Source organism: Flavobacterium plantiphilum, assembly GCF_046000495.1.
Classification (GTDB): domain Bacteria; phylum Bacteroidota; class Bacteroidia; order Flavobacteriales; family Flavobacteriaceae; genus Flavobacterium; species Flavobacterium plantiphilum.
Map to the genome: position 1 here is coordinate 238,536 of NZ_JBELQA010000001.1, position 24,766 is coordinate 263,301.

The 24,766-nt window shown below is 33.3% G+C and carries 24 protein-coding genes; 21 read left to right on the top strand and 3 right to left on the bottom strand.

All coding sequences use genetic code 11. The features are described 5' to 3' along the window. Positions 1-32: 32 nt before the first annotated feature. Positions 33-494, bottom strand: a complete 462-nt coding sequence (locus ABS764_RS00980; RefSeq protein ID WP_408079047.1) for a cupin domain-containing protein — start codon at positions 492-494, stop codon at positions 33-35. A gap of 161 nt (positions 495-655) precedes the next feature. Between ABS764_RS00980 and nadC the strand changes: the two genes are divergently transcribed. The 4 genes from nadC to priA are packed head-to-tail and all read left to right on the top strand — an operon-like array spanning position 656 to position 5,407. Beyond that, positions 656-1,516, top strand: coding sequence for a carboxylating nicotinate-nucleotide diphosphorylase (gene nadC, locus ABS764_RS00985; protein ID WP_408079049.1), 861 nt, complete (start codon positions 656-658; stop codon positions 1,514-1,516). A 20-nt stretch (positions 1,517-1,536) separates the two neighbouring features. Beyond that, positions 1,537-2,484 (top strand): YihY/virulence factor BrkB family protein, encoded by a 948-nt coding sequence (locus ABS764_RS00990; protein ID WP_408079051.1) that lies wholly within the window; start codon positions 1,537-1,539, stop codon positions 2,482-2,484. Beyond that, a complete protein-coding gene (locus ABS764_RS00995; RefSeq protein ID WP_408079053.1) occupies positions 2,481-2,912 on the top strand; it encodes a DUF2147 domain-containing protein in 432 nt (143 codons plus the stop codon). The genes ABS764_RS00990 and ABS764_RS00995 overlap by 4 nt, the downstream gene beginning before the upstream one ends. Before the next feature lie 41 nt (positions 2,913-2,953). Then, positions 2,954-5,407, top strand: coding sequence for a replication restart helicase PriA (priA, locus tag ABS764_RS01000; RefSeq protein WP_408079055.1), 2,454 nt, complete (start codon positions 2,954-2,956; stop codon positions 5,405-5,407). Here the strand turns inward: priA and ABS764_RS01005 are convergent. Continuing rightward, positions 5,404-6,099, bottom strand: coding sequence for a LytR/AlgR family response regulator transcription factor (locus tag ABS764_RS01005; RefSeq protein ID WP_408079057.1), 696 nt, complete (start codon positions 6,097-6,099; stop codon positions 5,404-5,406). The two genes, priA and ABS764_RS01005, sit on opposite strands and share 4 nt — an antisense overlap. Before the next feature lie 167 nt (positions 6,100-6,266). On the opposite strand from ABS764_RS01005, the gene rpsF reads away from it, so the two are divergent. From rpsF to ABS764_RS01090, 17 genes are all read left to right on the top strand, one after another. Beyond that, positions 6,267-6,608, top strand: coding sequence for a 30S ribosomal protein S6 (gene rpsF / locus ABS764_RS01010; protein WP_071185910.1), 342 nt, complete (start codon positions 6,267-6,269; stop codon positions 6,606-6,608). Positions 6,609-6,613: 5 nt separating this feature from the next. Continuing rightward, positions 6,614-6,910 (top strand): 30S ribosomal protein S18, encoded by a 297-nt coding sequence (gene rpsR / locus ABS764_RS01015; RefSeq protein WP_007138295.1) that lies wholly within the window; start codon positions 6,614-6,616, stop codon positions 6,908-6,910. A 62-nt stretch (positions 6,911-6,972) separates the two neighbouring features. After that, entirely contained in the window at positions 6,973-7,416 is a 444-nt protein-coding gene (rplI, locus tag ABS764_RS01020) for a 50S ribosomal protein L9 (RefSeq protein WP_408079060.1), read from the top strand. Positions 7,417-7,568: 152 nt separating this feature from the next. Next, on the top strand, positions 7,569-8,042 hold the full coding sequence (locus ABS764_RS01025) for a DUF6495 family protein (protein ID WP_408079062.1): 474 nt from the start codon (positions 7,569-7,571) through the stop codon (positions 8,040-8,042). A gap of 76 nt (positions 8,043-8,118) precedes the next feature. Further along, entirely contained in the window at positions 8,119-10,119 is a 2,001-nt protein-coding gene (ligA, locus tag ABS764_RS01030; RefSeq protein ID WP_408079064.1) for an NAD-dependent DNA ligase LigA, read from the top strand. Between the two features lie 155 nt (positions 10,120-10,274). Beyond that, entirely contained in the window at positions 10,275-10,793 is a 519-nt protein-coding gene (locus ABS764_RS01035; protein WP_408079066.1) for a DUF6913 domain-containing protein, read from the top strand. A gap of 9 nt (positions 10,794-10,802) precedes the next feature. Further along, complete coding sequence (dapA, locus tag ABS764_RS01040; protein ID WP_408079068.1) at positions 10,803-11,684, top strand: 4-hydroxy-tetrahydrodipicolinate synthase; 882 nt, start codon at positions 10,803-10,805, stop codon at positions 11,682-11,684. A gap of 136 nt (positions 11,685-11,820) precedes the next feature. After that, on the top strand, positions 11,821-12,615 hold the full coding sequence (locus ABS764_RS01045) for an outer membrane protein assembly factor BamD (RefSeq protein WP_408079070.1): 795 nt from the start codon (positions 11,821-11,823) through the stop codon (positions 12,613-12,615). 9 nt (positions 12,616-12,624) lie between these two features. Next, complete coding sequence (locus tag ABS764_RS01050) at positions 12,625-12,942, top strand: DNA-directed RNA polymerase subunit omega (RefSeq protein WP_073243113.1); 318 nt, start codon at positions 12,625-12,627, stop codon at positions 12,940-12,942. A 6-nt stretch (positions 12,943-12,948) separates the two neighbouring features. Then, a complete protein-coding gene (gene coaBC, locus ABS764_RS01055; RefSeq protein ID WP_408079073.1) occupies positions 12,949-14,160 on the top strand; it encodes a bifunctional phosphopantothenoylcysteine decarboxylase/phosphopantothenate--cysteine ligase CoaBC in 1,212 nt (403 codons plus the stop codon). After that, positions 14,153-15,037 (top strand): type IX secretion system protein PorD, encoded by an 885-nt coding sequence (porD, locus tag ABS764_RS01060; RefSeq protein ID WP_408079075.1) that lies wholly within the window; start codon positions 14,153-14,155, stop codon positions 15,035-15,037. Before coaBC ends, porD begins: the two co-directional genes overlap by 8 nt. 53 nt (positions 15,038-15,090) lie before the next feature. Next, positions 15,091-16,743, top strand: a complete 1,653-nt coding sequence (gene recN, locus ABS764_RS01065; RefSeq protein ID WP_408079077.1) for a DNA repair protein RecN — start codon at positions 15,091-15,093, stop codon at positions 16,741-16,743. Between the two features lie 100 nt (positions 16,744-16,843). Further along, positions 16,844-18,034 carry an enoyl-ACP reductase FabV gene (gene fabV, locus ABS764_RS01070; protein ID WP_408079079.1) on the top strand — a complete coding sequence of 397 codons (1,191 nt, stop codon included), beginning with the start codon at positions 16,844-16,846 and terminating at the stop codon, positions 18,032-18,034. Positions 18,035-18,186: 152 nt separating this feature from the next. Next, on the top strand, positions 18,187-19,185 hold the full coding sequence (locus ABS764_RS01075; protein ID WP_408079081.1) for a glycosyltransferase: 999 nt from the start codon (positions 18,187-18,189) through the stop codon (positions 19,183-19,185). A gap of 3 nt (positions 19,186-19,188) precedes the next feature. Then, complete coding sequence (gene coaE, locus ABS764_RS01080; protein WP_408079083.1) at positions 19,189-19,764, top strand: dephospho-CoA kinase; 576 nt, start codon at positions 19,189-19,191, stop codon at positions 19,762-19,764. 80 nt (positions 19,765-19,844) lie between these two features. Beyond that, positions 19,845-21,425 carry a sensor histidine kinase gene (locus tag ABS764_RS01085; protein ID WP_408079085.1) on the top strand — a complete coding sequence of 527 codons (1,581 nt, stop codon included), beginning with the start codon at positions 19,845-19,847 and terminating at the stop codon, positions 21,423-21,425. A gap of 3 nt (positions 21,426-21,428) precedes the next feature. Beyond that, on the top strand, positions 21,429-22,133 hold the full coding sequence (locus ABS764_RS01090) for a response regulator transcription factor (RefSeq protein ID WP_408079087.1): 705 nt from the start codon (positions 21,429-21,431) through the stop codon (positions 22,131-22,133). Between the two features lie 91 nt (positions 22,134-22,224). On the opposite strand, the gene ABS764_RS01095 is transcribed toward ABS764_RS01090, so the two are convergent. Continuing rightward, positions 22,225-24,633, bottom strand: a complete 2,409-nt coding sequence (locus ABS764_RS01095) for an alpha-ketoacid dehydrogenase subunit alpha/beta (RefSeq protein WP_408079089.1) — start codon at positions 24,631-24,633, stop codon at positions 22,225-22,227. Between the last annotated feature and the right edge of the window lie 133 nt (positions 24,634-24,766).

The following is a 24,766-nucleotide window of genomic DNA, read 5'->3' on the forward strand; positions in this document are numbered from 1 at the left end:
TAAAAAATGGAGTTTTTTTTAGAATGATTATCTTATTTTGGATTATTGGTGGTGATAACAAAAACAATTAAAACTTCATTGGTAGTATTGATGAGCGAATGAAACCCGATACCACTCACGGCGGTAATACTTCCTTTTTTAAGTATTTTTTTTCGAATAATACCTTCTTTTTTGGTCATTTCAGTATATTCGCCTTCTCCGTGCATGACAATATAAAGTTCTTCTTCGTTTCGGGAGCCGTGGGTATGAAAACCGGCTTCATCGCCTTTGTTAAAAAGTACCATATAGGCGCCGATGCGGTTATTAGTCAGTTCGCCTTCATCAAACATCTGTAATAAATAAACCACTCCGTTTCCTCCGTACATAGGAGCGCGTTTGTCTACTTTTACCACGGTTCTTTCGGGTTTGTTGAATGGAGTGACACTCAGGTCAATGTATTGGGAGACTAATTCAATAATGCGGTTGTTTTCGTTTTCAGGAGATTCAGATGACATTTCTATAAAAAATTAAAAAGGGTTATTTGGGTTATTTTTTCAAATATAATATTTAAATCTTTGACAGAATTAGCTTCAGAATAAATTAAAGCGAAACAGAAACAAATTTTCTATTCCACAAAATATGTCCTACTTTAGCAAGATATAAATTTGGAGTAAAAATGATTAGCGAAACACAATTTCAAAACGAGTTACAACTATTAATAGCAAATGCGATAAGAGAAGATGTAGGAGATGGAGATCATAGTTCATTAGCCTGTATTCCGGCATCTGCGCAAGGAAAAGCCAAGTTGCTGGTTAAGGACGAAGGGATTATTGCAGGAGTTGCATTTGCTGAGATGATTTTTAATTATGTGGATTCTGATTTAAAAATAGAAACTTTTATAGAAGATGGTGCTGCTGTAAAGTTTGGAGATGTTGTATTTTATGTTTCAGGAAGTTCTCAGTCCATTTTAAAGGCAGAACGTATGGTTTTAAATTCGATGCAACGGATGTCGGCTATTGCTACTAAGACAAGTAATTATGCACGGTTACTGGAAGGAACAAATACTAAAATTTTGGATACCCGTAAAACAACGCCCGGTTTTCGTGTTGCTGAAAAATGGGCAGTAAAGATAGGCGGTGGAGAAAATCATCGTTTTGCATTGTATGATATGATTATGCTGAAAGACAATCACATTGATTTTGCCGGCGGAATTACATTGGCTATAGCCAAAACCAAAGAATATTTAAAAGAAAATAATCGCGATTTAAAAATTATTGTTGAAGCCAGAGATTTAAATGAAGTAAAAGAAATCGTGGCAGCCGGTGGTGTTTACAGAATCCTGTTGGATAACTTTGATTATGATATGACGAGAGAAGCCGTTGCTTTTATAGGTGATTCCTGTTTAACTGAGTCGTCGGGAAATATAAACGAAGATACTATTCGGAATTATGCGGAATGCGGAGTAGATTATATATCCTCCGGAGCGTTGACGCATTCTGTTTACAATATGGATCTGAGTTTAAAAGCAATCGAATAACTGCTTTAAAAAAGAAATGAATGTCAGTAGAAATAGAAGAAAAGCTTCAGAAAATCCCTGTATTACGCAATTTTGTCAATTGGTCTAAAACAGTAAAACTCAATTGGCTGGAAGGATTAGCGTTTTACGATTTATTGGAATTATACATTATTGGACTGACTGAAGGAGCTTTGTCTAATAGAGCAGGAGCTATTGCATTTAGTTTTTTTATGGCATTATTTCCGTTTGCTTTATTTATTTTAAATTTAATTCCTTTTATTCCTATTGAAGGATTTCAGGATGATTTTCTGAAATTTGTTGCTGATGGTGTTCCGCCGAACACTTTTTATGCGATAAAAAATATTATCAATGATATTCTTCATAATAGTCATTCCGGTTTGCTGTCATCAGGATTTTTATTATCTGTTTTTTTGATGGCGAATGGGTTAAATGCGATTTTGGGAGGTTTTGAAAATTCGAAACATGTTTTGGTTAAAAGAGGTTTTTTTCATCAGTATTTGGTAGCTGTTGGTTTGTCTTTGCTTTTGGCTGTTTTGTTAATCGTTACTGTTGCTACGATAGTTGTTTTTGAGGTTTTTATTCAGCAGCTTCAAAGCAGGGATTTTTTAAGTGATAAAATTCCGTTGATGGTTATGGGGCGTTATGCTTTTTTGATTTTGATGATTTTAGTAACCTCTTCGATTCTGTTTAAATTTGGTACAAAAAATCAGGAAACGAGGTCTTTTATTTCTATAGGTTCTGTTTTTACAACCATTCTTACTATCCTGACTTCCTATTTTTTTGGAGTTTGGGTAATTCGTTTTGCAAAATACAATGAATTATATGGTTCTATCGGGACTTTATTAATTGTGATGTTTTACATCTGGATTAACTGCATGATTTTATTGCTTGGTTTTGAGCTCAATGAAGTGATTAAAAAGTTGAAAAACAGAAATGAAAAACAGGCAGTAATGGAAAATAAATTATGAAAAAAAATATCACAATATTTTTGTTATTGGTCAGCAGTATTTTTTATTGTCAGAATACAGGTGTTTTAGGAAAATGGAAGACCATAGATGACAAAACAGGAAAACCAATATCTGTAGTTGAAATTTATGAAAAATCAGGGAAAATTTACGGAAAAGTAATTGAAATTTTTGATGCGACTCACAGAAATATTCTTTGTAACGAATGTTCGGGAGAAGATACCGGTAAACCTATTTTAGGAATGATTGTGATAAAGGGACTGAGTCAGGAAGGGACAGAATATGGCTCAGGTAAAATATTGGATCCTAAAAACGGAAAGTTATACCAATGTTATATAACCCTTGTTAATGCTGATAAATTAAAAGTTCGCGGTTATATTGGGTTTTCGTTATTAGGACGAACGCAGTATTGGCAAAGAGTCAAAAAATAATTTTCATTTCCCCTCTTTCTATTAATTCTACTTACTGTTATATGTATTTTGTTGAAGTAATTTTACCATTGGCTCTGGCCAAAACCTTTACCTATAGTGTTTCTGAGGCTGAATATGATTATATTCAAAAAGGGATGCGAATAGCGGTTCCGTTTGGTAAGAGTAAAATTTACACCGCTTTAGTTATTGATTTACATCAAAATAAGCCGGCATTATATGAAGCAAAAGAAATCCATCAGATTTTAGATGAAAAACCAATTGTTACTGAAAATCAAATCAGACATTGGCAATGGATAGCGGATTATTACATGTGTGCTATCGGTGATGTGTATCGCGGGGCAATGCCGACTGCTTTGTTGTTGGAGAACGAAACTTTAATTACGCAAAAAAGCGGAGTATTTGTTGATGAAAGTCAGCTTACTGATGAAGAATTTTTGATTTATCAGGCTTTGCAACAGCAATCATCGCTCCGGATTCAGGATGTCATTGGAATTTTGAATAAAAAAAGTGTTTTTCCCGTTATTCAGAAATTAATAGACAAAGGAATTTTAATTTTACAGGAGGAGATACAGGAAAGTTATAAACCAAAATTAGTCCGGTACATCAGGCTGCATCCTAAGTATGATTCAGATCAGGGACTGAATAATTTATTAAGTACATTAAAAAATGCCAATAAACAGAAAGAAATAGTACTTGCATATTTTCAGTTAAGTGCCAGTGAAAAGAAACAGCCTGTTGCTGTGAAACAATTAACGGAAGTTTCGGGAGTTTCTTCGGGTATAGTAAAAGCTTTGATTGATAAAGAGGTATTTGAAGACTATCTGATACAGGAAGACCGGGTTAGCTTTACAGGAGAATCTGATTCTAATCAATTGCAATTAAGTGAAGCGCAGCAAAAAGCTTTTGAAGAAGTTAAAGCGAGTTTACTGGAAAAAGAAGTTTGTTTGTTGCACGGTGTCACTTCGAGTGGGAAAACAGAAATTTATATTAAACTCATAGAAGATTATCTGGTTCAGGGAAAACAGGTTTTGTATTTATTGCCTGAAATTGCTCTGACCACACAATTAGTAACGCGATTGCAGGCTCATTTTGGAAATAAAGTAGCTGTTTTTCATTCGAAATACAATAATAATGAGCGTGTAGAAGTCTGGAGTCAGGTGTTGCAGAATTCGGAGAAAGCACAAATTGTAATAGGAGCGAGGTCGGCTTTGTTTTTACCATTCTCAAACTTAGGTTTTGTAATTGTTGATGAAGAGCACGAACAGACTTTTAAGCAAACAGATCCCGCACCCCGATATCATGCCCGTGATGCTTCGATAGTTTTAGCCAGTTTTTTCAAAGCGAAGGTTTTGCTGGGTTCAGCTACGCCCAGTATTGAATCTTATTACAATACGGTGACAGCTAAATATGGTTTGGTTCAAATCAGCAAGCGCTACGGGAATGTGATGATGCCTGAAATTGAATTAGTGGATTTAAAAGACAAATATTTCAGGAAAAGGATGACGGGACATTTTAGTGATGTTATGATTGATGCAATTGCTGTCGCTTTGTCTTTAGGAGAACAGGTAATTTTGTTTCAGAACAGAAGAGGGTATTCACCATTATTAGAATGTATGACGTGTGGTCACGTGCCGCAATGCCGGCAATGTGATGTTAGTCTTACCTATCACAAACATAAAAATCAACTGCGTTGTCATTATTGTGGATACTCGATTGCTAAACCTACAAATTGTCACAGCTGTTCCAGTATTGATTTAACAACTAAAGGTTTTGGAACTGAACAAATTCAGCAGGAACTGATACAATTGTTCCCAGATAGTAAAATAGGCCGGATGGATCAGGATACTACCCGCGGAAAATTTGGTTTCGAAAGAATTATTGATAGTTTTAAGAATCGCGAAATCGACATTATGGTTGGAACGCAGATGCTTGCCAAAGGTCTGGATTTTGATAATGTGAGTTTGGTAGGAATTATGAATGCTGATAATATGTTGTATCATCCTGATTTTAGAGCTTTTGAAAGAAGTTTTCAAACCATGACTCAGGTTGCGGGACGTTCAGGGCGTTCAGAAAAGCAGGGAAAAGTAATTATTCAGACTTATAATCCTAATCATAATACCATTCAGCAGGTTACTAATAATGATTATGCCGGGATGTATAAGGAACAGTTGTATGATCGCAGGATATATATGTATCCTCCTTATTTCAGAATTATTAAAATAACTTTGAAACATCGTGATTTTGATAAATTAAAAGAAGGATCGATGTGGTTGTATCAGGTGTTAAATCAAAATTTAAATATTCCTGTTCTTGGGCCCGAAGAACCAGGGATTAACAGAATCAGAAATGAATTTATCAGGACAATAATGATTAAAATTCCTCAAAATTTGTCGATTAACAATATAAAAAAAACTATCCAAAAAATATTGAATAGTTTTGATGCTGTGCCGCAATACCGGGTGATAAAAGTGGCGCTAAATGTAGATTTTTATTAAGCGAAAGATAATGCTTTAATTAAATCGTCTTTTTTGTTTCTGCTTAACGGAATTTTTGTTGCTCCGATTTCGGCAAACTTACTATTGAATCGTTCTACTTTGTCTATATTAATAATGTAGGATTTGTGAACGCGAACAAATTTCTTGCTTGGTAAGTCGTTTTCAAATGATTTCATTGTGGAAAGCACCAGATTGCTGTCGTCCTCAGTAACTACTCTTACATAATCTCCAAAGGCTTCAATCCATTTGATTCTTGAAGTGTAGATTTTTAATTTTTTCAAATTACTTTTGATAAAAATATGCTCACCTTCTTCTTCTTTTGTATCTTGTTTAAGTAGATGTAAGTCAATCGCTCTTTTTACAGAGGTACTAAAACGATCTAATGCTATAGGTTTTTGCAAATAGTCGGTAGCATCATAATCAAATGCTTTTAAAGCATATTCTGCTTTTGAAGTAATGAAAATAATCTGAGGTTTGGTTTTTAGTCCGTCTAAAAAGTCAAAACCGCTAATGACAGGCATTTCTATATCAAGAAAGATTAAGTCTACTGAATGTATAGACATGCAGCTTTTTGCTTCAATTGCATTTGAAAAATCACCCACAAGATGTAGATTAGGGTGATTATTTACTAACTTTGTGATAATCATTCTTTGTATTGAACTATCATCTACTATGACACAATTAAGTTTCATATTTTTTATATTTTAAGATTTGGCTAAGTAAAAGTATTGTAATTTATTTACAAATGCTAATCTTAATCGGTTTTTTTTGCAGTACAACGAATAAAGTTTATTTTTGTTTTTTTATTCGAATAAAAAGATTACTTTTGCAGCCAATTTAACAAATAAATAAAATTTTTATGAATCATTATGAAACTGTTTTCATTTTAAATCCCGTTTTATCTGATGTTCAGGTAAAGGAAACAGTAAGCAAATTTGAAGATTTTCTTACTAGTAGAGGAGCAGAAATGGTAGCTAAAGAGGATTGGGGTCTGAAAAAAATGGCTTACGAAATCCAAAACAAGAAATCTGGTTTTTACCATTTGTTTGAATTCAAAGTATCAGGAGAAGTTCTTTTGGCATTTGAAACTGAATTCAGACGTGACGAAAGAGTTATGCGTTTCTTAACTGTAAGTCTTGACAAACATGCTATCTCTTGGGCTGAAAGAAGAAGAGCAAAACTTAAATCTCAAAAAGCTTAATTATCATGGCAACATTACAACAATCTGCTTCAGGAAAAAAAGACGGAGATATCAGATATCTTACTCCTTTAAATATAGAAACTAACAAAACTAAAAAGTATTGTCGTTTCAAAAAATCAGGAATCAAATACATCGATTATAAAGATGCTGATTTCTTATTGAAATTTGTTAATGAGCAAGGAAAAATTCTTCCACGTCGTTTAACAGGAACTTCATTGAAATACCAAAGAAAAGTGTCTGTAGCTGTAAAAAGAGCGCGTCACTTAGCTTTAATGCCATACGTGGCCGATTTATTAAAATAATATAAAAACAACAGTTGTTGCCTCGCCACGGCGGGCTAACTTCTATAACAAAGGACAACAACATGGAATTGATTTTAAAACAAGACGTTCAGAATTTAGGATTTAAAGACGATGTAGTAACTGTAAAAAACGGATACGGTCGTAATTACTTAATCCCTCAAGGATTTGCTCAATTGGCTACTGCTTCTGCAAAGAAAGTATTAGCTGAGAACCTAAAACAAAGAGCGCACAAAGAAGCTAAAATTGTTGCTGATGCTAAAGCGTTAGCTGAAACTTTAAAAGGGCTTGAAATTAAAATTTCTGCAAAAGCAGGTGGTGAAAAATTATTTGGTTCAATCACAAATATTGACATCGTTGCAGCTTTAGAAAAAGCAGGACAGTCTATCGACAGAAAATTCATCACAAGCGGAATCGTTAAACGTACTGGAAAATATTCAGCTACTGTAAGATTGCACAGAGATGTTATCGTTGATTTACCATACGAAATTGTTGCTGAAAAAGCATAATTTCTTAATAATCATATTTAAATCCCGTCTCGTTCTAAAAAACGAGATCGGGATTTTTTTTTGTTTGATGCCATTGCGAGGAACGAAGCAATCGCATCATTTTTGAATTTTTAATTAAACTGGAACGAGATTGCTTCGTTCCTCGAAATGACATGAAATACACAAGACTTACAAAAGAACAGTTTGAAGAACTACATCCGGAATTTACTAATTTTTTAGCGACCCAGTCTATTGATAAAGCAGAATGGGATAAGATTAAAACAGAAAAACCAGAAGTGGCTGAGCAGGAACTGGATGTTTTTTCTGATTTGATTTGGGAAGGTGTTTTGTCTAAAGCAGAATATTTAGAGCATTTTTCTAAAAATCATATTTTCCTTTTTCAATGTTTTGAAACTGAAGTAAAATCAATTGTTTTAAAATCCTTAGTTCCTGAAGTTGATTTTTTAACCAAGGATGGTTTGCAATGGCTGAGTGATAACATGTTCACCGAAACAATTGAAATGAAAGTAGGAAAAAAAGTGTTTACTGATGAACGTAATGCATCCGTTTTTTCGTTGATTCAGCAAGGTGCTTTCCTTAGTGACGGACAATTATTTCAACAAATAAATTCAATTATAGAATCGTAATTTTTAAGATTATTTCTTTTAAATTGGTTATTTTAGTACGCTGTTTACAGAAGCTAAAATGACCAATTTTTTTTATATGGATACGCTAAATACAATTCAGGAATTAAGAGAAGAACTTAATCTTCATAATTATAACTACTATGTTTTAGATAATGCTACAATCTCTGATTATGAGTTTGATATAAAACTAAAAGAACTTCAGGATTTGGAGAATGCATATCCGGAATATTTTGATTCAAATTCTCCAACCCAAAGAGTGGGGGGAGCAATCACTAAAAATTTCCAGACTGTAGTGCATAGGCAGCGAATGTATTCTTTAGATAATTCTTATTCTAAAGAAGATTTAATAGAATGGGAGAAGCGTATTCAGAAAGTTTTAGGTGACGTCGATTTGCAATACACCTGCGAATTGAAATATGACGGAGCTTCTATTAGTATAACTTATGAAAAAGGAAAATTAGTTCGTGCGGTTACCCGTGGTGATGGGTTTCAGGGTGATGATGTGACAAATAACATTAAGACTATTCGTTCTGTACCGCTGACTTTAAAAGGAGATAATTATCCTGAAAATTTTGATATTCGAGGTGAGATTATTTTACCTTTTGCCGGGTTCGAAAAAATGAATCAGGAATTGATAGAAATTGGTGAGATTCCTTATTCTAATCCCAGAAATACGGCTTCCGGAAGTTTAAAATTACAGGACAGTACTGAGGTGGCTAAAAGACCTTTGGAGTGTTTACTCTATTCTGTTGCAGGTGAAAAGCTGTCTTTTTCTTCTCAGTTTGACGGATTGATTGCTGCCCGAAACTGGGGGTTTAAAGTGCCTAAAGAAGCTATTGTTGCTAATAATTTACAGGATGTTTTTGATTTTATAGATTATTGGGATATACACCGACATAATTTACCGTATGAGACTGATGGTGTGGTTGTAAAAGTAAATAGTATACAACATCAGGAAGAATTAGGTTATACGGCTAAGTCCCCGCGTTGGGCAATGGCTTATAAATTTAAATCAGAGCAGGTATTTACCCGTTTAAATTCTATTTCGTATCAGGTAGGGCGAACGGGATCGATTACGCCTGTTGCTAATTTGGAGCCGGTGCAATTAGCAGGAACAATTGTAAAACGTGCTTCGTTACACAATGCTGACCAAATTAAAAAACTGGATGTCAGAATTAATGATACTGTTTTTGTCGAAAAAGGAGGAGAAATAATCCCTAAGATTATTGCGGTTGATTTGTTTAAGCGTCCTGGAAATTCAGAGCCTACTCAATATATTACCCACTGTCCGGAATGTCATACCGAATTAATAAGAAACGAAGGTGAAGCGAATCATTATTGTCCTAATTTTTATGGTTGTCCACCGCAGATTATTGGGCGAATTCAGCATTTTATTTCCCGAAAAGCAATGGATATTGAAGGCCTGGGTGGAGAAACAGTTGCGCTTCTTTTTAATAATGGTTTGGTTCATAACTATGCTGATTTGTATGAATTAACAGTTGAGCAAATCTTGCCTTTGGATAGAATGGCACAAAAATCAGCAGAAAATTTGGTCAACGGAGTAAAAAAATCAACTGCCGTTCCTTTTGAAAGTGTACTATATGCCCTTGGAATTCGTTATGTAGGGGAGACAGTGGCCAGAAAATTAGCCAAGCATTATAAAAATATTGATGCGTTAAGTAAAGCCAGTTTGATAGAATTGGTTTTGGTGGATGAGATTGGGGATCGAATAGCACAAAGCGTGGTTGATTTTTTTGAAAATGAAGAAAATAAAATTATCATTGAACGACTTAAAAGTTACGGTGTTCAATTTGAAATTGTTGAAAAAATAAACCTGAATGCGACCAATAAATTAGAAGGAAAGATTTTTGTTGTTTCAGGAGTTTTTACAGCGTTTTCAAGAGAGGAGCTCAAAAAAGCTATTGAAGATAATGGAGGGAAAGTAGGGAGTTCTATTTCGGCTAAAACAAATTATGTTGTTGCAGGAGATAATATGGGACCGGCAAAACTGGATAAAGCTAATAAATTAAATATCCCCATTATTTCAGAAAATGATTTTATGAATATGCTACAATAGTATAAGATGTTTTGTCAGGATAGTTTTTTTTAGTAGAAGTAAAAATAAGTGTTAAGAATTTAACAAAAAGTTTCAAATCGTCATTATACTTTTTTAGATTTGCCGGCTATAGTGTAACTTAATTAATTAATTTTGTTTGCTAATAAAGATAAGTTATGTTTTTAAATTACTTAAAAGAATTTTTGCTAAGAAAAGCATTAAAAAACAGCTTACTTGATGTAAAAAGTAGCGTGTTTTCGGGTAATATAAAAACAGTAGGATTAGTAGTTGATGCAAGTCATTTTGCAGGTACGGAGTTATTAGTCAAAGATTTAATAGCTAATGGAATTGCAAAAGAAAATATTGATTTGTTACTTTATAAAAGTAAAGCGAATATAGATTTTACAACTTCTGTAACAAAACTGGAAGCCTCTCATTTAAATTGGAAAGGTCAGATTAAAAATGAAGCGGTAAATGATTTTATTACTAAGGAATTTGATTTGTTGATAAATTATTATGATATTGAAAAATCAATTTTACTAATTGTAACAAATGAATCAAAAGCTAAATTTAAAGTTGGTTTTTCAACAATTGACAAGCGTTTGAATAATTTTATAATAACGACTAATCCGGAAAACAACAGAGTCTTTATTCAGGAATTATTTAAGTATTTAAAAAAATTAAACAAAATATAAACTAAAAACATGCAATCATTAATAGGAACTGGTGTTGCTCTTGTGACTCCTTTCAAAGAAGATTTTTCAATTGACACCGAAGCATTAAAAAGAATTGTACATTTTTCTGTAGACGGTGGAGTGGAATATCTGGTTATTTTAGGAACCACTGCTGAAAATGCAACTTTATCCGGTGACGAAAAAGAATTAGTAATTCAGACAATTATAGAAGCTAATAATGGTCGTTTGCCTTTAGTTTTAGGAGTTGGAGGAAATAACACTATGGAAGTAGTCGGAGAGTTGAAAAAGAGAGATATGTCTCCATTTGCGGCAATTTTATCAGTTTCTCCTTATTATAATAAACCAACACAGGAAGGAATTTATCAGCATTTTAAAGCTGTTGCAGAAGCATCTCCGGTTCCGGTAATTCTCTACAATGTTCCGGGCAGGACTTCAAGTAATATGTTGCCAAAAACAGTTTTGCGTTTAGCAAATGATTTTAAAAATATAGTCGCTATCAAAGAAGCGGCAGGTGATATTGTTCAGGCGATGCAATTGCTAAAAGATAAAGCAAAAGATTTTCATGTGATTTCGGGTGATGATATGACGGCACTGGCAACTGTATTAGCAGGTGGTTCAGGAGTTATTTCTGTTATTGCTCAGGGTTTTCCAAAAGAATTTTCTGAAATGATTCGTTTAGGACTGAATCGCAAGGTGGATGAAGCTTTTAAATCACAGTATTTGTTGTCAGATTGTATTGACATGATTTTTGAACAGGGCAATCCGGCCGGAATTAAACAGGTTTTTCAGGCATTAGGTCTTGCTGATAATACAGTGCGTTTACCATTGGTAAGTGTAGATGAAGATTTGCAAAACAGAATAAATGAATTTGTATCTAAAATAGACAAATAGCTATTTATTGCAAGTATTTTTTTATGCTAAGAAATATTTTGTAGTCGCTAAATTAATAACTAAATTTGCCACCGAAACTTCGGTATGATTTTTTATAGATTTTAAAGAGAAATCTGTATTTAAAATAAAATTAAAGATGAAAAAAATTGTATCCTTATTGCTTCTTATAGCTCTTTTTAGTTCATGTAATGAGTATCAAAAAGCTTTGAAAAGCGAAAATGTTGCGGTAAAATTTGCAATGGCGGATACGTTATATGCTCAGGGTAAATATTCGAAAGCGATTCGTCTTTTTGAACAAATAGCTCCTGAATACAGAGGTAAACCGCAGGCAGAGAAATTATTTTATATGTATGCGCAGTCTTATTATAAAACGAAGCAGTATTATCTGGCTGCTTATCAGTTTGAAAGTTTTGCTTCAGGTTATCCAAAAAGTACAAAGATTCAGGAAGCTTCTTTTTTAGGGGCTAAAAGTTATGCTATCTTATCACCGGTTTATAGTTTAGATCAGGCCGACACTTATAAGGCAATTGAAAAACTGCAAGCGTTTATTGATAGATTTCCGAATTCAGAATACCTCGCAGAAGCCAATGGTTTAACGAAATTGTTGTCTGAAAAAATAGAGAAAAAAATATATGAAAATGCAAAATCATATAATACTATTTCCGATTACAAATCAGCGTTAGTAGCATTTGATAATTTTATTGCGGAATATCCGGGAACTAAATTTAAAGAAGATGCTTTATTTTATAAGTTTGACTCCGCTTATAAATTAGGTATTAATAGTGTACCTGCAAAGATGGAAGAAAGGCTGAATGTAGCTAAGGTTTCATATCAAAATTTAGTAAAATTTGATCCTGATACCAAATATAAAGAACAGGCTGGCGAAATGTATGCCCGTGTTGAACAAGAATTACAAAAATATACTAAATAACTAAAAGTCATGGATTTAAAAAAGACGAATGCTCCGGTAAACACAATAACTTATAACAAAACGGTTATTGAACAACCTACCGGAAATGTGTATGAAGCAATTACCATTATGGCTAAAAGAGCAAACCAGATCAATTCTGAAATTAAAAAAGAATTGACTGAAAAATTGGAAGAGTTTGCTACATATAATGACAGTCTTGAAGAAGTTTTTGAAAATAAAGAACAAATCGAGGTTTCTAAATTTTATGAAAAATTACCAAAACCACATGCTTTAGCTGTTCAGGAATGGTTAGATGGTAAAATATATTACAGAGAATCAAATAAATAAGTTACTATGTCAGTTTTAAGCGGTAAAAGAATTTTGCTAGGTGTTTCTGGCGGAATTGCCGCCTATAAAACAGCGTCTTTAGTACGACTTTTTATAAAAGCAGGTGCACATGTCCAAGTGATCATGACACCTGCTTCTAAGGATTTTGTAACCCCGCTTACCTTATCTACTTTATCTAAAAATCCTGTTTATTCTACTTTTTTTAATCAGGATGATGAAGATGAAAAATGGAATAATCATGTTGAACTCGGTCTTTGGGCTGATTTGATGGTTATTGCTCCTGCTACAGCAAATACCTTGTCTAAGATGGCAAACGGTACTTGTGATAATCTGCTTATTGCTACTTATTTATCCGCAAAATGTCCTGTTTATTTTGCTCCTGCAATGGATTTAGATATGTATAAGCATCCTTCTACAATTGCAAGTTTTACCGCTTTAGAACAATTTGGAAATACCATCATTCCTGCCGAAAGTGGTGAGCTGGCCAGTGGCTTATCCGGTGAGGGAAGAATGGCAGAACCGGAAAATATTATTCGTTTTCTTGAAGCTGATTTAGAAAGTAAACTGCCTTTAAAAGGTAAAAAAATATTAATTACAGCCGGCCCTACATATGAGGCTATTGATCCTGTCCGCTTTATAGGCAATCATTCGTCTGGGAAAATGGGTTTTGATATTGCAAAAAGTGCTGCTAATCTTGGAGCTTCAGTTATTCTGGTTACGGGACCAACACATTATGTAATCAATCATTCTTTGATAAATGTTGTAAAAGTTACTTCTGCACAAGAAATGTATGATGCCTGTCATGACTGTTACAATGCAGTTGATGTGGCAATTGCCGCAGCTGCCGTTGCTGATTACAGGCCTAAAAATATTGCTCAACAAAAAATTAAAAAGACCGCAGATAATTTTGTTATTGAACTTGAAAAAACAAAAGATATCCTGCTGTCACTGGGAGAAGCTAAAAAACATCAGTTTTTAATTGGCTTTGCATTAGAAACTGAAAATGAAATTGAGAATGCAAAGGCAAAAATCCGGAAAAAAAACTTAGATTTGATTGTTTTAAATTCTTTACAGGATGAAGGTGCCGGTTTTCAGAAAACGACAAACAAAGTTACTTTTATTGATAAAGATTTTAAAACAGAACCGATGGAATTGAAATCCAAAGAAGCGGTTGCCGATGATATTTTAAATAAAGTAATAGCTCATTTTTATGAATAAGATAGTGTTTTTCCTTTTATTAGTTAGCTTTAGTGTTGTTCACGGACAACAATTAAACTGTACCGTAACAGTAAATGCTCAGAAAATGGGAAATCCTAATCAGCAAATTTATAAAACGCTGGAAACCTCTTTAAATGAATTTGTAAACAAAACCGACTGGACAACTGAAACATTCCGACAACAGGAAAAAATCAATTGTTCGATGTATATTACCTTGCTTTCGCACAGTTCAGATCAATTCTCCGCAACCATTCAGGTGCAGTCTTCCCGTCCGGTTTTTGACTCTTCGTATGAATCTCCGGTGTTGAATATTAATGATAAAGATTTTAGTTTTACCTATACAGAATTTGAAAATTTAGTATTTAATGTCAATTCTTTTCAGTCTAATTTAATTTCGGTAATCTCATTTTATACGTATGTGATTTTGGGAATGGACAGAGATACTTTTGAATTTCAATCAGGTGATTCTAATTATCAGATTGCGCAAACTATTGCTACAGTAGCGCAACAAAGCAGTTATAAGGGCTGGAGCCAATTAGACGGAAACCAAAATAGATATTATTTAATTAATGATTTGCTTTCGCCAACGTATGTTGAAATCAGAAAAACATTATTCGATTATCATCAGGGTCTAGATGTTATGATTACCGATAAAAAAGCAGCCAAAGAAAAAATAAAAACAGCTTTAGTTTCCTTAAATAAATTATACAATTCTAAGCCAAATGCTTATTTAACCCGAATATTGTTTGATGCTAAATCGGATGAAATTACTTCCGTTTTTTCAGGCGGTCCCAGTATTACAATTACAGATTTAGTTGATAATTTGAACAAACTTTCGCCTTTGAATTCCAGTAAATGGGCCATGTTGAAATATTAGTTATTTTTAATTTTTTAAAATCAACGAACACAACTTCATAATAATTACTACCAATGATTACTGCACTATCAATAAAAAACTATGCTTTAATAGAAAAATTAACTATTGATTTTTCTAAAGGATTTTCAATTATTACAGGTGAAACCGGTGCGGGAAAATCTATTATTTTAGGAGCATTAGGATTAGTGTTAGGAAAACGGGCCGATTTGACTTCGCTTAAAAATAAAGAAGAAAAATGCATTATTGAAGCTCAGTTTGATATTTCTAAATACAATTTAGTTGCTTTTTTTGAAGCCAATGATTTAGATTATGAAAACGAGACAATCATTCGAAGAGAAATTCTTCCTTCGGGAAAATCGCGTGCTTTTATTAATGACAGTCCTGTAAATCTTCAGGAACTTCAGGATTTAGGAGTGTTTTTGATTGATATTCATTCGCAGCAGCAAACCAGAGAATTGACTGATGAAAATGTCCAGTTTGATATCATAGATGCTATTGCTGATAATCAGCAGGTTATTGCGGGTTATCAAATGCTTCTTAAAAATTATAAAGCAGATAAATCTAAACTAAACACGCTGATTAAAAAACAAAGCGAATCTAATAAAGAACAGGAATACCATACTTTTTTATTAAATGAATTACTTGCTGCTCAGTTAAAATCAGGAGAACAGGAAGAATTAGAAACTGTTTTTGAACAGCTTAATAATGTTGAAATCATTAAAGAGTCAATTGATAAGTCTCTGGCTATTGCCAATGAAGAGCAGTTTGGTGTTTTGAGTAATTTAAAGGAAATCAAAAATTCGATTCAAAAAATTGCTCCATTTTCTTCCGAATATCAGGAGTTGTTAGAACGAATTACCAGTTTAGCTATTGAATTTGATGATATTTCAGACGAAATGAATCGCCATTCTGAAAAAATAATTTTCGATCCGGAGCTATTAGAGCAAACCAATCAAAAATTACAATTGATTTATAATTTACAAAAAAAGCACCAGGTGCTTACGGTAGATGAATTATTGGACATTCAGGCCAAATTAGAAAATGAGGTTGTAGAATTAGGAAATATAGAAGAGGAAATAGCACTTTTGAATAATCAAATTCAGGAAAAAGGAATCCAATTAGATAATTTAGCAACCACAATTCATGACAACAGAATTGAGGCGATTCCGGTTTTGTCTGATAAAATGATAGCGATTTTAGCCACTTTAGGGATGCCGAATGTACGTTTTAATATTGAAGTCATTCAGGGCGAAACTTATTTTGCTAATGGAAAAGACGAATTGCAGTTTCTGTTTTCGGCTAATAAAGGAACTGATTTCGGCTTACTGAAAAAAGTGGCGTCAGGAGGGGAAATGTCCCGAATTATGCTCGCTGTAAAAGCAATTTTGGCACAATATTCAAAATTACCAACTTTAATTTTTGATGAGATTGATACCGGAGTTTCCGGGGAAATTGCTATTAAAATGGGGGAGATCATGAAAGAAATGAGTCAGAAAATGCAAATCTTTGCCATTACTCATTTACCACAAATAGCGGCTAAAGGCGATGCACATTTTAAAGTTTCTAAATCAACAGTAGATGAGGATACGCAATCAGAGTTAAAGTTATTAACGAACCAGGAACGTGTGGTGGAAATTGCTCAAATGCTATCAGGAACCATCGTTTCTGATTCGGCTCTAAATCATGCAAAAGCCTTGTTGAACTAAAAAAATGCCCTATATTTGCCTTCCAAAATGATAGCCTTTCCGGCACATGTCATTGTTTTATTCGCTAAAAAAACAAATAAAAATATAATATTGATACGTTATGATCATAGAACCTAGAATGAGAGGATTTATTTGCCTGACAGCACACCCGGCTGGAGCTGAGCAAAATGTCAAAAATCAAATTGAATATGTTAAATCAAAAGGAGCTATTGATGGCGCTAAAAAAGTATTGGTAATTGGTGCTTCTACTGGTTTTGGTTTGGCTTCAAGAATTTCAAGTGCTTTTGGTTCTGATGCAGCAACTATTGGAGTATTTTTTGAAAAACCACCAGTGGCTGGAAAAACAGCTTCACCAGGCTGGTACAATTCTGCCGCTTTTGAAAAAGAAGCTCACAAGGCTGGTTTGTATGCAAAAAGTATTAATGGAGATGCCTTTTCAAATGAAGTAAAAAGAGAAACTTTAGATTTAATTAAAGCTGATTTAGGTCAGGTTGATTTAGTTATCTATAGTTTGGCTTCTCCGGTACGTACTAATCCAAATACAGGAGTGACACACCGTTCGGTTTTAAAACCTATTGGTAACACTTTTACAAATAAAACAGTAGATTTTCATACCGGGAAAGTTTCTGAAGTTTCTATTGAACCATGCAGTGGTGACGATATTGAAAATACAATTGCTGTTATGGGAGGAGAAGACTGGGCTATGTGGATGGATGCTTTAAAAGCTGAAAATTTATTGGCTCCGGGTGCCGTAACAGTTGCTTATTCTTATATTGGGCCATCAGTAACGGAGGCAGTTTACAGAAAAGGAACAATTGGTCGTGCAAAAGATCATCTGGAAGCTACAGCTTTTGAAATTTCAGATAGCTTAGCGGATATTAATGGAAAAGCTTATGTTTCGGTTAATAAAGCTTTGGTTACTCAGGCAAGTTCAGCTATTCCTGTAATTCCATTGTATATTTCTTTATTGTATAAAATAATGAAAGCTGAAGGAATTCACGAAGGTTGTATTGAACAAATTCAACGTTTATACCAACAAAGATTATTTACAGGAGGAGAAGTGCCAGTGGATGAAAAAGGCAGAATCCGTATTGATGACTGGGAAATGCGTGATGATGTTCAGGCTCAGGTTGCTCAGTTGTGGGAACAGGCAACTACTGAAAATTTAGCTGAAATAGGAGATTTAGAAGGATACAGAAAAGATTTCTATAATTTATTTGGTTTTGATTTAGCTGGAGTAGATTATAAAGCTGAAGCTGACGAAATGGTTCAGGTGGAAAGTATCGCCTAATTTTATTTCGAAAAATAAAGAACAAATTTTAGTGTAATGCGTCTTATTTTAAGTGTATAAAAACATTTAAAAGTAAGGCGCATTATTGTTTAAAGTCTATCTTTGTTAAAATATTACATTTATATTGTATAATTAATACCGCTTTTAAGAATATGTATTTTTCTTTGATTATTCCCGTGTATAATCGCCCGGATGAAGTAGATGAACTTTTAGAAAGTTTATCAAAATTAAATTACAAAGAAGATTTTGAAATTGTAATTGTCGAAGATGGTTCTGCAATTCGTTGTGAAGATGTTGTTCATCAGTATCAAAACAAATTATCAATTTCGTACTACTATAAAGAAAATTCAGGTCCCGGAGATTCCAGAAATTACGGAATGAAAGTAGCTAAGGGAGATTATTTTATCATTTTTGATTCTGATTGTATTATTCCGGCAGAATACTTAACAGAAGTTGATAAGGCATTAAAAACGCATTATGTAGACTGTTTTGGTGGACCTGATCGGGCTTTGGATAGTTTTTCAGATATTCAAAAAGCTATCAATTTTGCAATGACTTCTTTTCTTACTACCGGCGGAATCAGAGGTGGGTCAGAGAAAATAGATAAATTCCAGCCCCGAAGTTTTAATATGGGAATTTCCCGCAAAGCATTTGAAGCATCTAATGGTTTTGGAAACATTCATCCGGGTGAAGATCCTGATTTGTCAATCAGATTATGGGATTTGGGTTTCGAAACAAAACTTTTTCCTGCGGCTTACGTATATCATAAAAGAAGGATTGACTGGGACAAGTTTTCTGTACAGGTAAATAAATTTGGGAAAGCAAGACCTATTTTAAACAGCTGGTATCCTAAATATAATAAATTGACGTTCTTTTTCCCATCGGTGTTTATTATTGGTCTGGCGCTTTCGGTAGCATTGCTGATTTTTACTTATGATTTACTGGCAAAATTATATTGCGTTTATTTTTTTATTATATTTTTAGTTTCCACTGTTCAAAATAAAAGTATCAAAATTGGATATCTTTCAGTAACTGCAGTCTGGAAACAGTTTTTAGGATATGGAATGGGATTTTTAGAATCTTATATTAAAATAATTATTCTGAAGAAAAAACCAGAAGAAGCTTTTCCTTATTTATTTTTCAAAAATTAATCTATGCAAAAAGTTGTTGGTTTAACAGGAGGAATAGGAAGCGGGAAAACCACTATTGCAAACTATTTGGTATCATTAGGAATTCCTGTGTATATCGCTGATGATGCCGGAAAAAAAGTAATGCAACAACAGGAAATTACTGAAGCCATTGAATCGAAATTTGGGAAAAATATTTTTGAAAATGAGCAATTGAACAGGTCTAAATTAGCAGAAATAGTATTTAATAATCCCGATCAGTTAAAAGAACTAAATGCTATTGTGCATCCGGCTGTAAAGAGAGATTATAAAAAATGGCTTTCAGAACATGCTGACTTTCCTTTGTTAGTGTATGAATCTGCTATTTTGTTTGAAAGTGGTAGTTATAAAGATTTTGAATATATTATTACCGTAACAGCACCTTTAGAGTTAAGAATTTCGCGTGTTTTGCAACGTGATAATACTCAAAGAAAGCAAATATTAAAAAGAATGGATGCGCAGTGGACAGATGAGCAACGAATTTCTAAAAGTGATTTTGTGATTGAGAATATTGATATTGACTTAGCTAAGGATGAAATCAATAAAATTCTTAAAATTTTGTAGATTAAGCAATAACTATGGTAGATGTTAATGTTTGGTTAATACATTATCAACCATAGTGTTAAAATGTTAATTTTGTTTTGATGAATAAATTGTTTTTTAAATTTCTGGTTTTATTAATGAGTTTGTCTCTGATTGGGATAATACTTGTTCAGGTATATTGGTTTAATACATCATTTAAAAATAATGATGAACAGTTCAAATATCATGTTACTCAGGTTATTGATAATGTAGCAGATAAACTTGAAAAGCAGGAAGAATATACTTTTTATGAAAAAATAAATCGGATAAAAGACAGTACAGGTAAAATTCCTGAAAAGAATGATTTGTTTGAAATTTTATTTGTTCAGAGAAACACAAAAACAAATAAAACGATTATTTACAAAAACAGTATTTCATCTGAAAAATATGATTTTAACGGATCATTATTTAATAAAAAGAATGACGGTTTTAAAAGTTTTAGTTCTAAAAGGTTAACTGAAGTATATAACAATAATAATAATGTTGATAATTCAGGATTGAATAAGAGTGTAATGCCGGATTCGAGGGATTACAAAGATGGTACGCTGGATGTTTTGAATAAGGTGCAGTTGCAAATTTCTTATAAAGATTATGCTTCGACATTGTCTATCGAGGAAAGAATTTCAAGAGAAAAATTAAGAGAACTTTTGAAAAAAGAACTGGTTGACCATGGAGTGAACACTAAATTTGAATTTGCAATTTTCAGCAAAGGATCGCCTACAAAAATAAAATCAGAAGGATTTCATTTTGATGAAGATGCTACTTATTCAATTCCTATTCTTGCTGATAACGAAGGGAATGAAAGGTATCAGTTGTCGGTTGCATTTCCTAATAAAAAGAAATTTCTTTTGTCTGAATTAGTAAGTATTACCATTTTGTCAATAGTATTTACATTGATTATTTTAGTTGCTTATTCAAGTGCCCTAAATCAATTAATCCGTCAGCGTCAGATATCTGAAATTAAGACCGATTTTATTAACAACATGACGCATGAGTTTAAAACGCCTATTGCTACCATTAATCTGGCATTAGACGCAATAAAAAACCCTAAAATCATTGAAGACAAGGAAAAGGTTTTCAGGTATTTGCAAATGATCAGGGATGAAAATAAACGCATGCATGCTCAGGTGGAGAATGTATTACGAATTTCAAAATTAGAAAAAAAGGAATTAGATATAGAAAAAGGTTCGAGCAATGTTGAAGAAGTGATTTATGATGCTATTGAGCATGTAAATTTAATTTTGCAGGACAGACAAGGCGAAATTAATAATCATTTTGAAGCAGCCAGAACCACCGTTTTGATTAATGAAGTGCATTTTACAAATGTTATTGTTAATATATTGGAAAATGCAATAAAATATTCGCCGGAGATGCCAAAGATTGATATTTATACGGAGAATATTAAAGATATGATTCTTATTAAAATAAAAGATCAGGGATTAGGAATGAGTAAAACAGCTCAAAAACGGGTGTTTGAAAAATTTTACAGAGAGCATACCGGAGATTTACATAATGTTAAAGGACACGGTTTAGGCTTAGCTTATGTAAAAAGAATAGTTGAAGATCATAACGGACAAGTTTACGTAGAAAGCGAAAAGGGTAAAGGAAGTACCTTCATTATAAAATTACCTCTAATAAACTAAAATATGGAAAATATAAATAAAAAAATTCTTTTAGTAGAAGACGACTTAAATTTTGGAGCTGTTCTTAAAGATTATTTAATGCTGAATGACTTTGATGTTACTCTGGCAAAAAATGGGATGGAAGGTTTTGAAAAATTTAAAAAAGATTCTTATGATTTATGCATCTTAGATGTAATGATGCCTTATAAAGACGGTTATACATTAGCTAAAGAAATAAGAGAGAAAAATGCCGAAGTGCCAATAATCTTTCTTACTGCTAAATCTATGAAAGAGGATGTTTTGAAAGGATACAAAGCCGGAGCAGATGATTATTTAAATAAACCATTTGATTCTGAAGTTTTGTTAATGAAAATTAAAGCAATCATTCAAAGAAAAGCTTCTGATGTTAAAGCAGAACAAGTTCCTTTTGAATTTACAATTGGTAAGTTTCATTTGAATTCTAAACTACGTTTTTTAAGTTTTAATGGTGAAGAACCTGTAAAACTATCTCCAAAGGAGAATGAATTATTGAAAATGTTAATTCTTCATGAAAATGATTTAATGCCAAGAGAATTAGCGTTAACTAAAATCTGGAGAGATGATAATTATTTTACTTCCAGAAGTATGGATGTTTACATTGCTAAACTGAGAAAGTATCTGAAACTGGATGAGAATGTAGAAATTCTTAATATACACGGAGAAGGTTTCCGATTAGTAATAAAAAAATAGAAGAAGAATTTTCTTTTCATAAAAAATGCCCCAAATAGTTTGTGCTTTTTGGGGCATTTTTTTTTGTTAAAGCTTTTATATCATTTTTTCTTTAGTACAAGCTTGGATATTTCGAAGGGTTTGCTTCAGAAATAATGCTGTATACTTTCTCGTAAATGTCTTCTATAGAAGGTTTAGAAAAATAATCCCCATCAGTACCGTAAGAAGGGCGGTGTTCCTTTGCGGATAAAGTTTGCGGTTTACTGTCTAAAAATTTAAAGGCATCCTGATTATCTATAATTTGCTGTAGGATAAAAGCAGAAGCTCCGCCCGGAACATCTTCATCAATAACAAGAAGGCGGTTTGTTTTTTGAACGCTTTTAGCAATATCATGATTAATATCAAACGGGAGTAAAGACTGGATGTCGATGATTTCACAATCAATACCAATTTCAGCGAGTTCTTTTGCAGCTTGTTCTACTAATCTCAGAGTGGAACCATAAGAAACAAGTGTAATGTCAGTTCCCTCTTTAATAGTTTCAACGACTCCGATTGGTGTTTTGAATTCACCATAATTCAAAGGCATTTTTTCTTTCAGTCGGTATCCGTTTAAGCATTCTACAACTAAGGCAGGTTCATCACATTCTAATAAAGTATTGTAAAATCCGGCTGCTTTAGTCATATTTCTTGGAACCAAAACATGAATCCCTCTAATTGCATTTATAATCATTCCCATAGGAGATCCGGAATGCCAGATTCCTTCTAAACGATGTCCACGGGTTCTTATAATTAAAGGTGCTTTTTGTTTTCCTGCTGTTCTGTACTGCAGTGATGCTAAATCGTCACTGAGAATCTGGATAGCATATAATAAATAATCCAGATACTGAATTTCGGCAATAGGACGGAGTCCTCTTAATGCAAGACCTATTCCTTGTCCTATTATGGTGGCTTCCCGAATACCTACATCGGCAACACGGGTTTCTCCGTATTTCTCCTGCATTCCTTCAAGTCCCTGATTAACATCGCCAATATTTCCGGAATCTTCACCAAAAATGAGTACTTCAGGATATTTAGCAAATAATGCATCAAAGTTATCCCGGATAACCATTCTTCCGTCCGTATCTTTTCGTGCATTTTCAGGGTAAACCGGAAGAACTTCTTTTACAGAAAACACATTATTTTTAGATTCTGAGTAAAGGTTATTACTGAAAATAGCCTGCGTTTTTTGGGTGTATTTTTGTATCCAAAGCGATAACTGAGTCCCGCCTGTTTCATTTACTAATAAACGAAGTGCTTTTCTGGCAGTAACTAATATTTCTTTTTTTAGAGGATCTTTTATGTTTTTCAGATTATTAGAAAGTTTTAAGATCTGATCCTTATTTTTGCTTGTTGCGGCAATTTTTTCTAATAATAAAACAGCTTCATTTTTTTCAGCAACAATAGGGGTTATAAAAGAATTCCATGCTGCTTTCTTAGCTTCTAAAACCTCTTTTTTAATAGCGGCATCAATTTCGTTTAACTCTTCTGCAGAAGCAATGTTAATAGCTATCATCCACAAACGCATTTGCCTGATACAGTCAAACTCTTTTTCCCAGTTAAGTCTTGCAGAACTCTTATATCTTTCATGTGAACCGGAACTGGAATGTCCCTGGGGCTGTGTCAGTTCCTGAACGTGAACTAATACAGGTATGTGTTTTTCACGGGCAATTTTGGATGCCTTTTCATAAGTTGTTATTAAATCAGAATAATCCCAGCCTTTAACTGTAAGTATTTCAATTCCGTTACTGTCTTCCTCACGCTGAAAACCGGATAGTATTTCGGAGATATTCTCTTTTGTGGTCTGGTGTTTTGCATGTACCGAAATACCGTATTCGTCATCCCAGATGCTAATCAGCATTGGAACCTGTAGCACTCCTGCAGCATTTATGGTTTCAAAAAAGACTCCTTCGGAAGTACTTGCATTTCCTATTGTTCCCCAGGCAATTTCATTTCCTGCGTGAGAAAAGTTTTTTTGATTCGGAATATTGGTAACTTCACGATAAAATTTAGAAGCTTGTGCTAGCCCTAATAAACGGGGCATTTGAGCAGCAGTAGGAGAGATGTCTGAACTTGAATTTTTCTGTTTCGTTAAGCTTTTCCAACTCCCGTCGTCATTGAGGCTATGAGTAACAAAATGACCTCCCATTTGCCTTCCGGCCGACATGGGTTCTTGTTTTATATCTGTATTTCCATATAATCCGGCAAAAAAATTAGCAATTGTCAATTCGCCAATGGCCATCATAAAAGTCTGATCACGATAATAACCCGAGCGAAAATCTCCGTTTTTAAAAAACTTCGCCATTGCTATTTGCGGAACTTCTTTTCCATCTCCAAAAATTCCAAATTTTGCTTTACCTGTCAAAACTTCTCTGCGTCCTAAAAGACTACATTCTCGACTTGTTACTGCAATCTTATAATCATTCAATACTTCGGTCTTGAAATCCTCAAATGTCAATGTCGTATTGTTTTTTTCTTTTATCATAATTGAAAGATTATAATTCATCGTGCAAATTTACTTAAAAACTGGCTATTATCATAATTCAATTATAGAAAAATTATTTGTAATTTGATATTTTTATTCAATACTAATCAGTTATTTTTTAAATATACGCGTT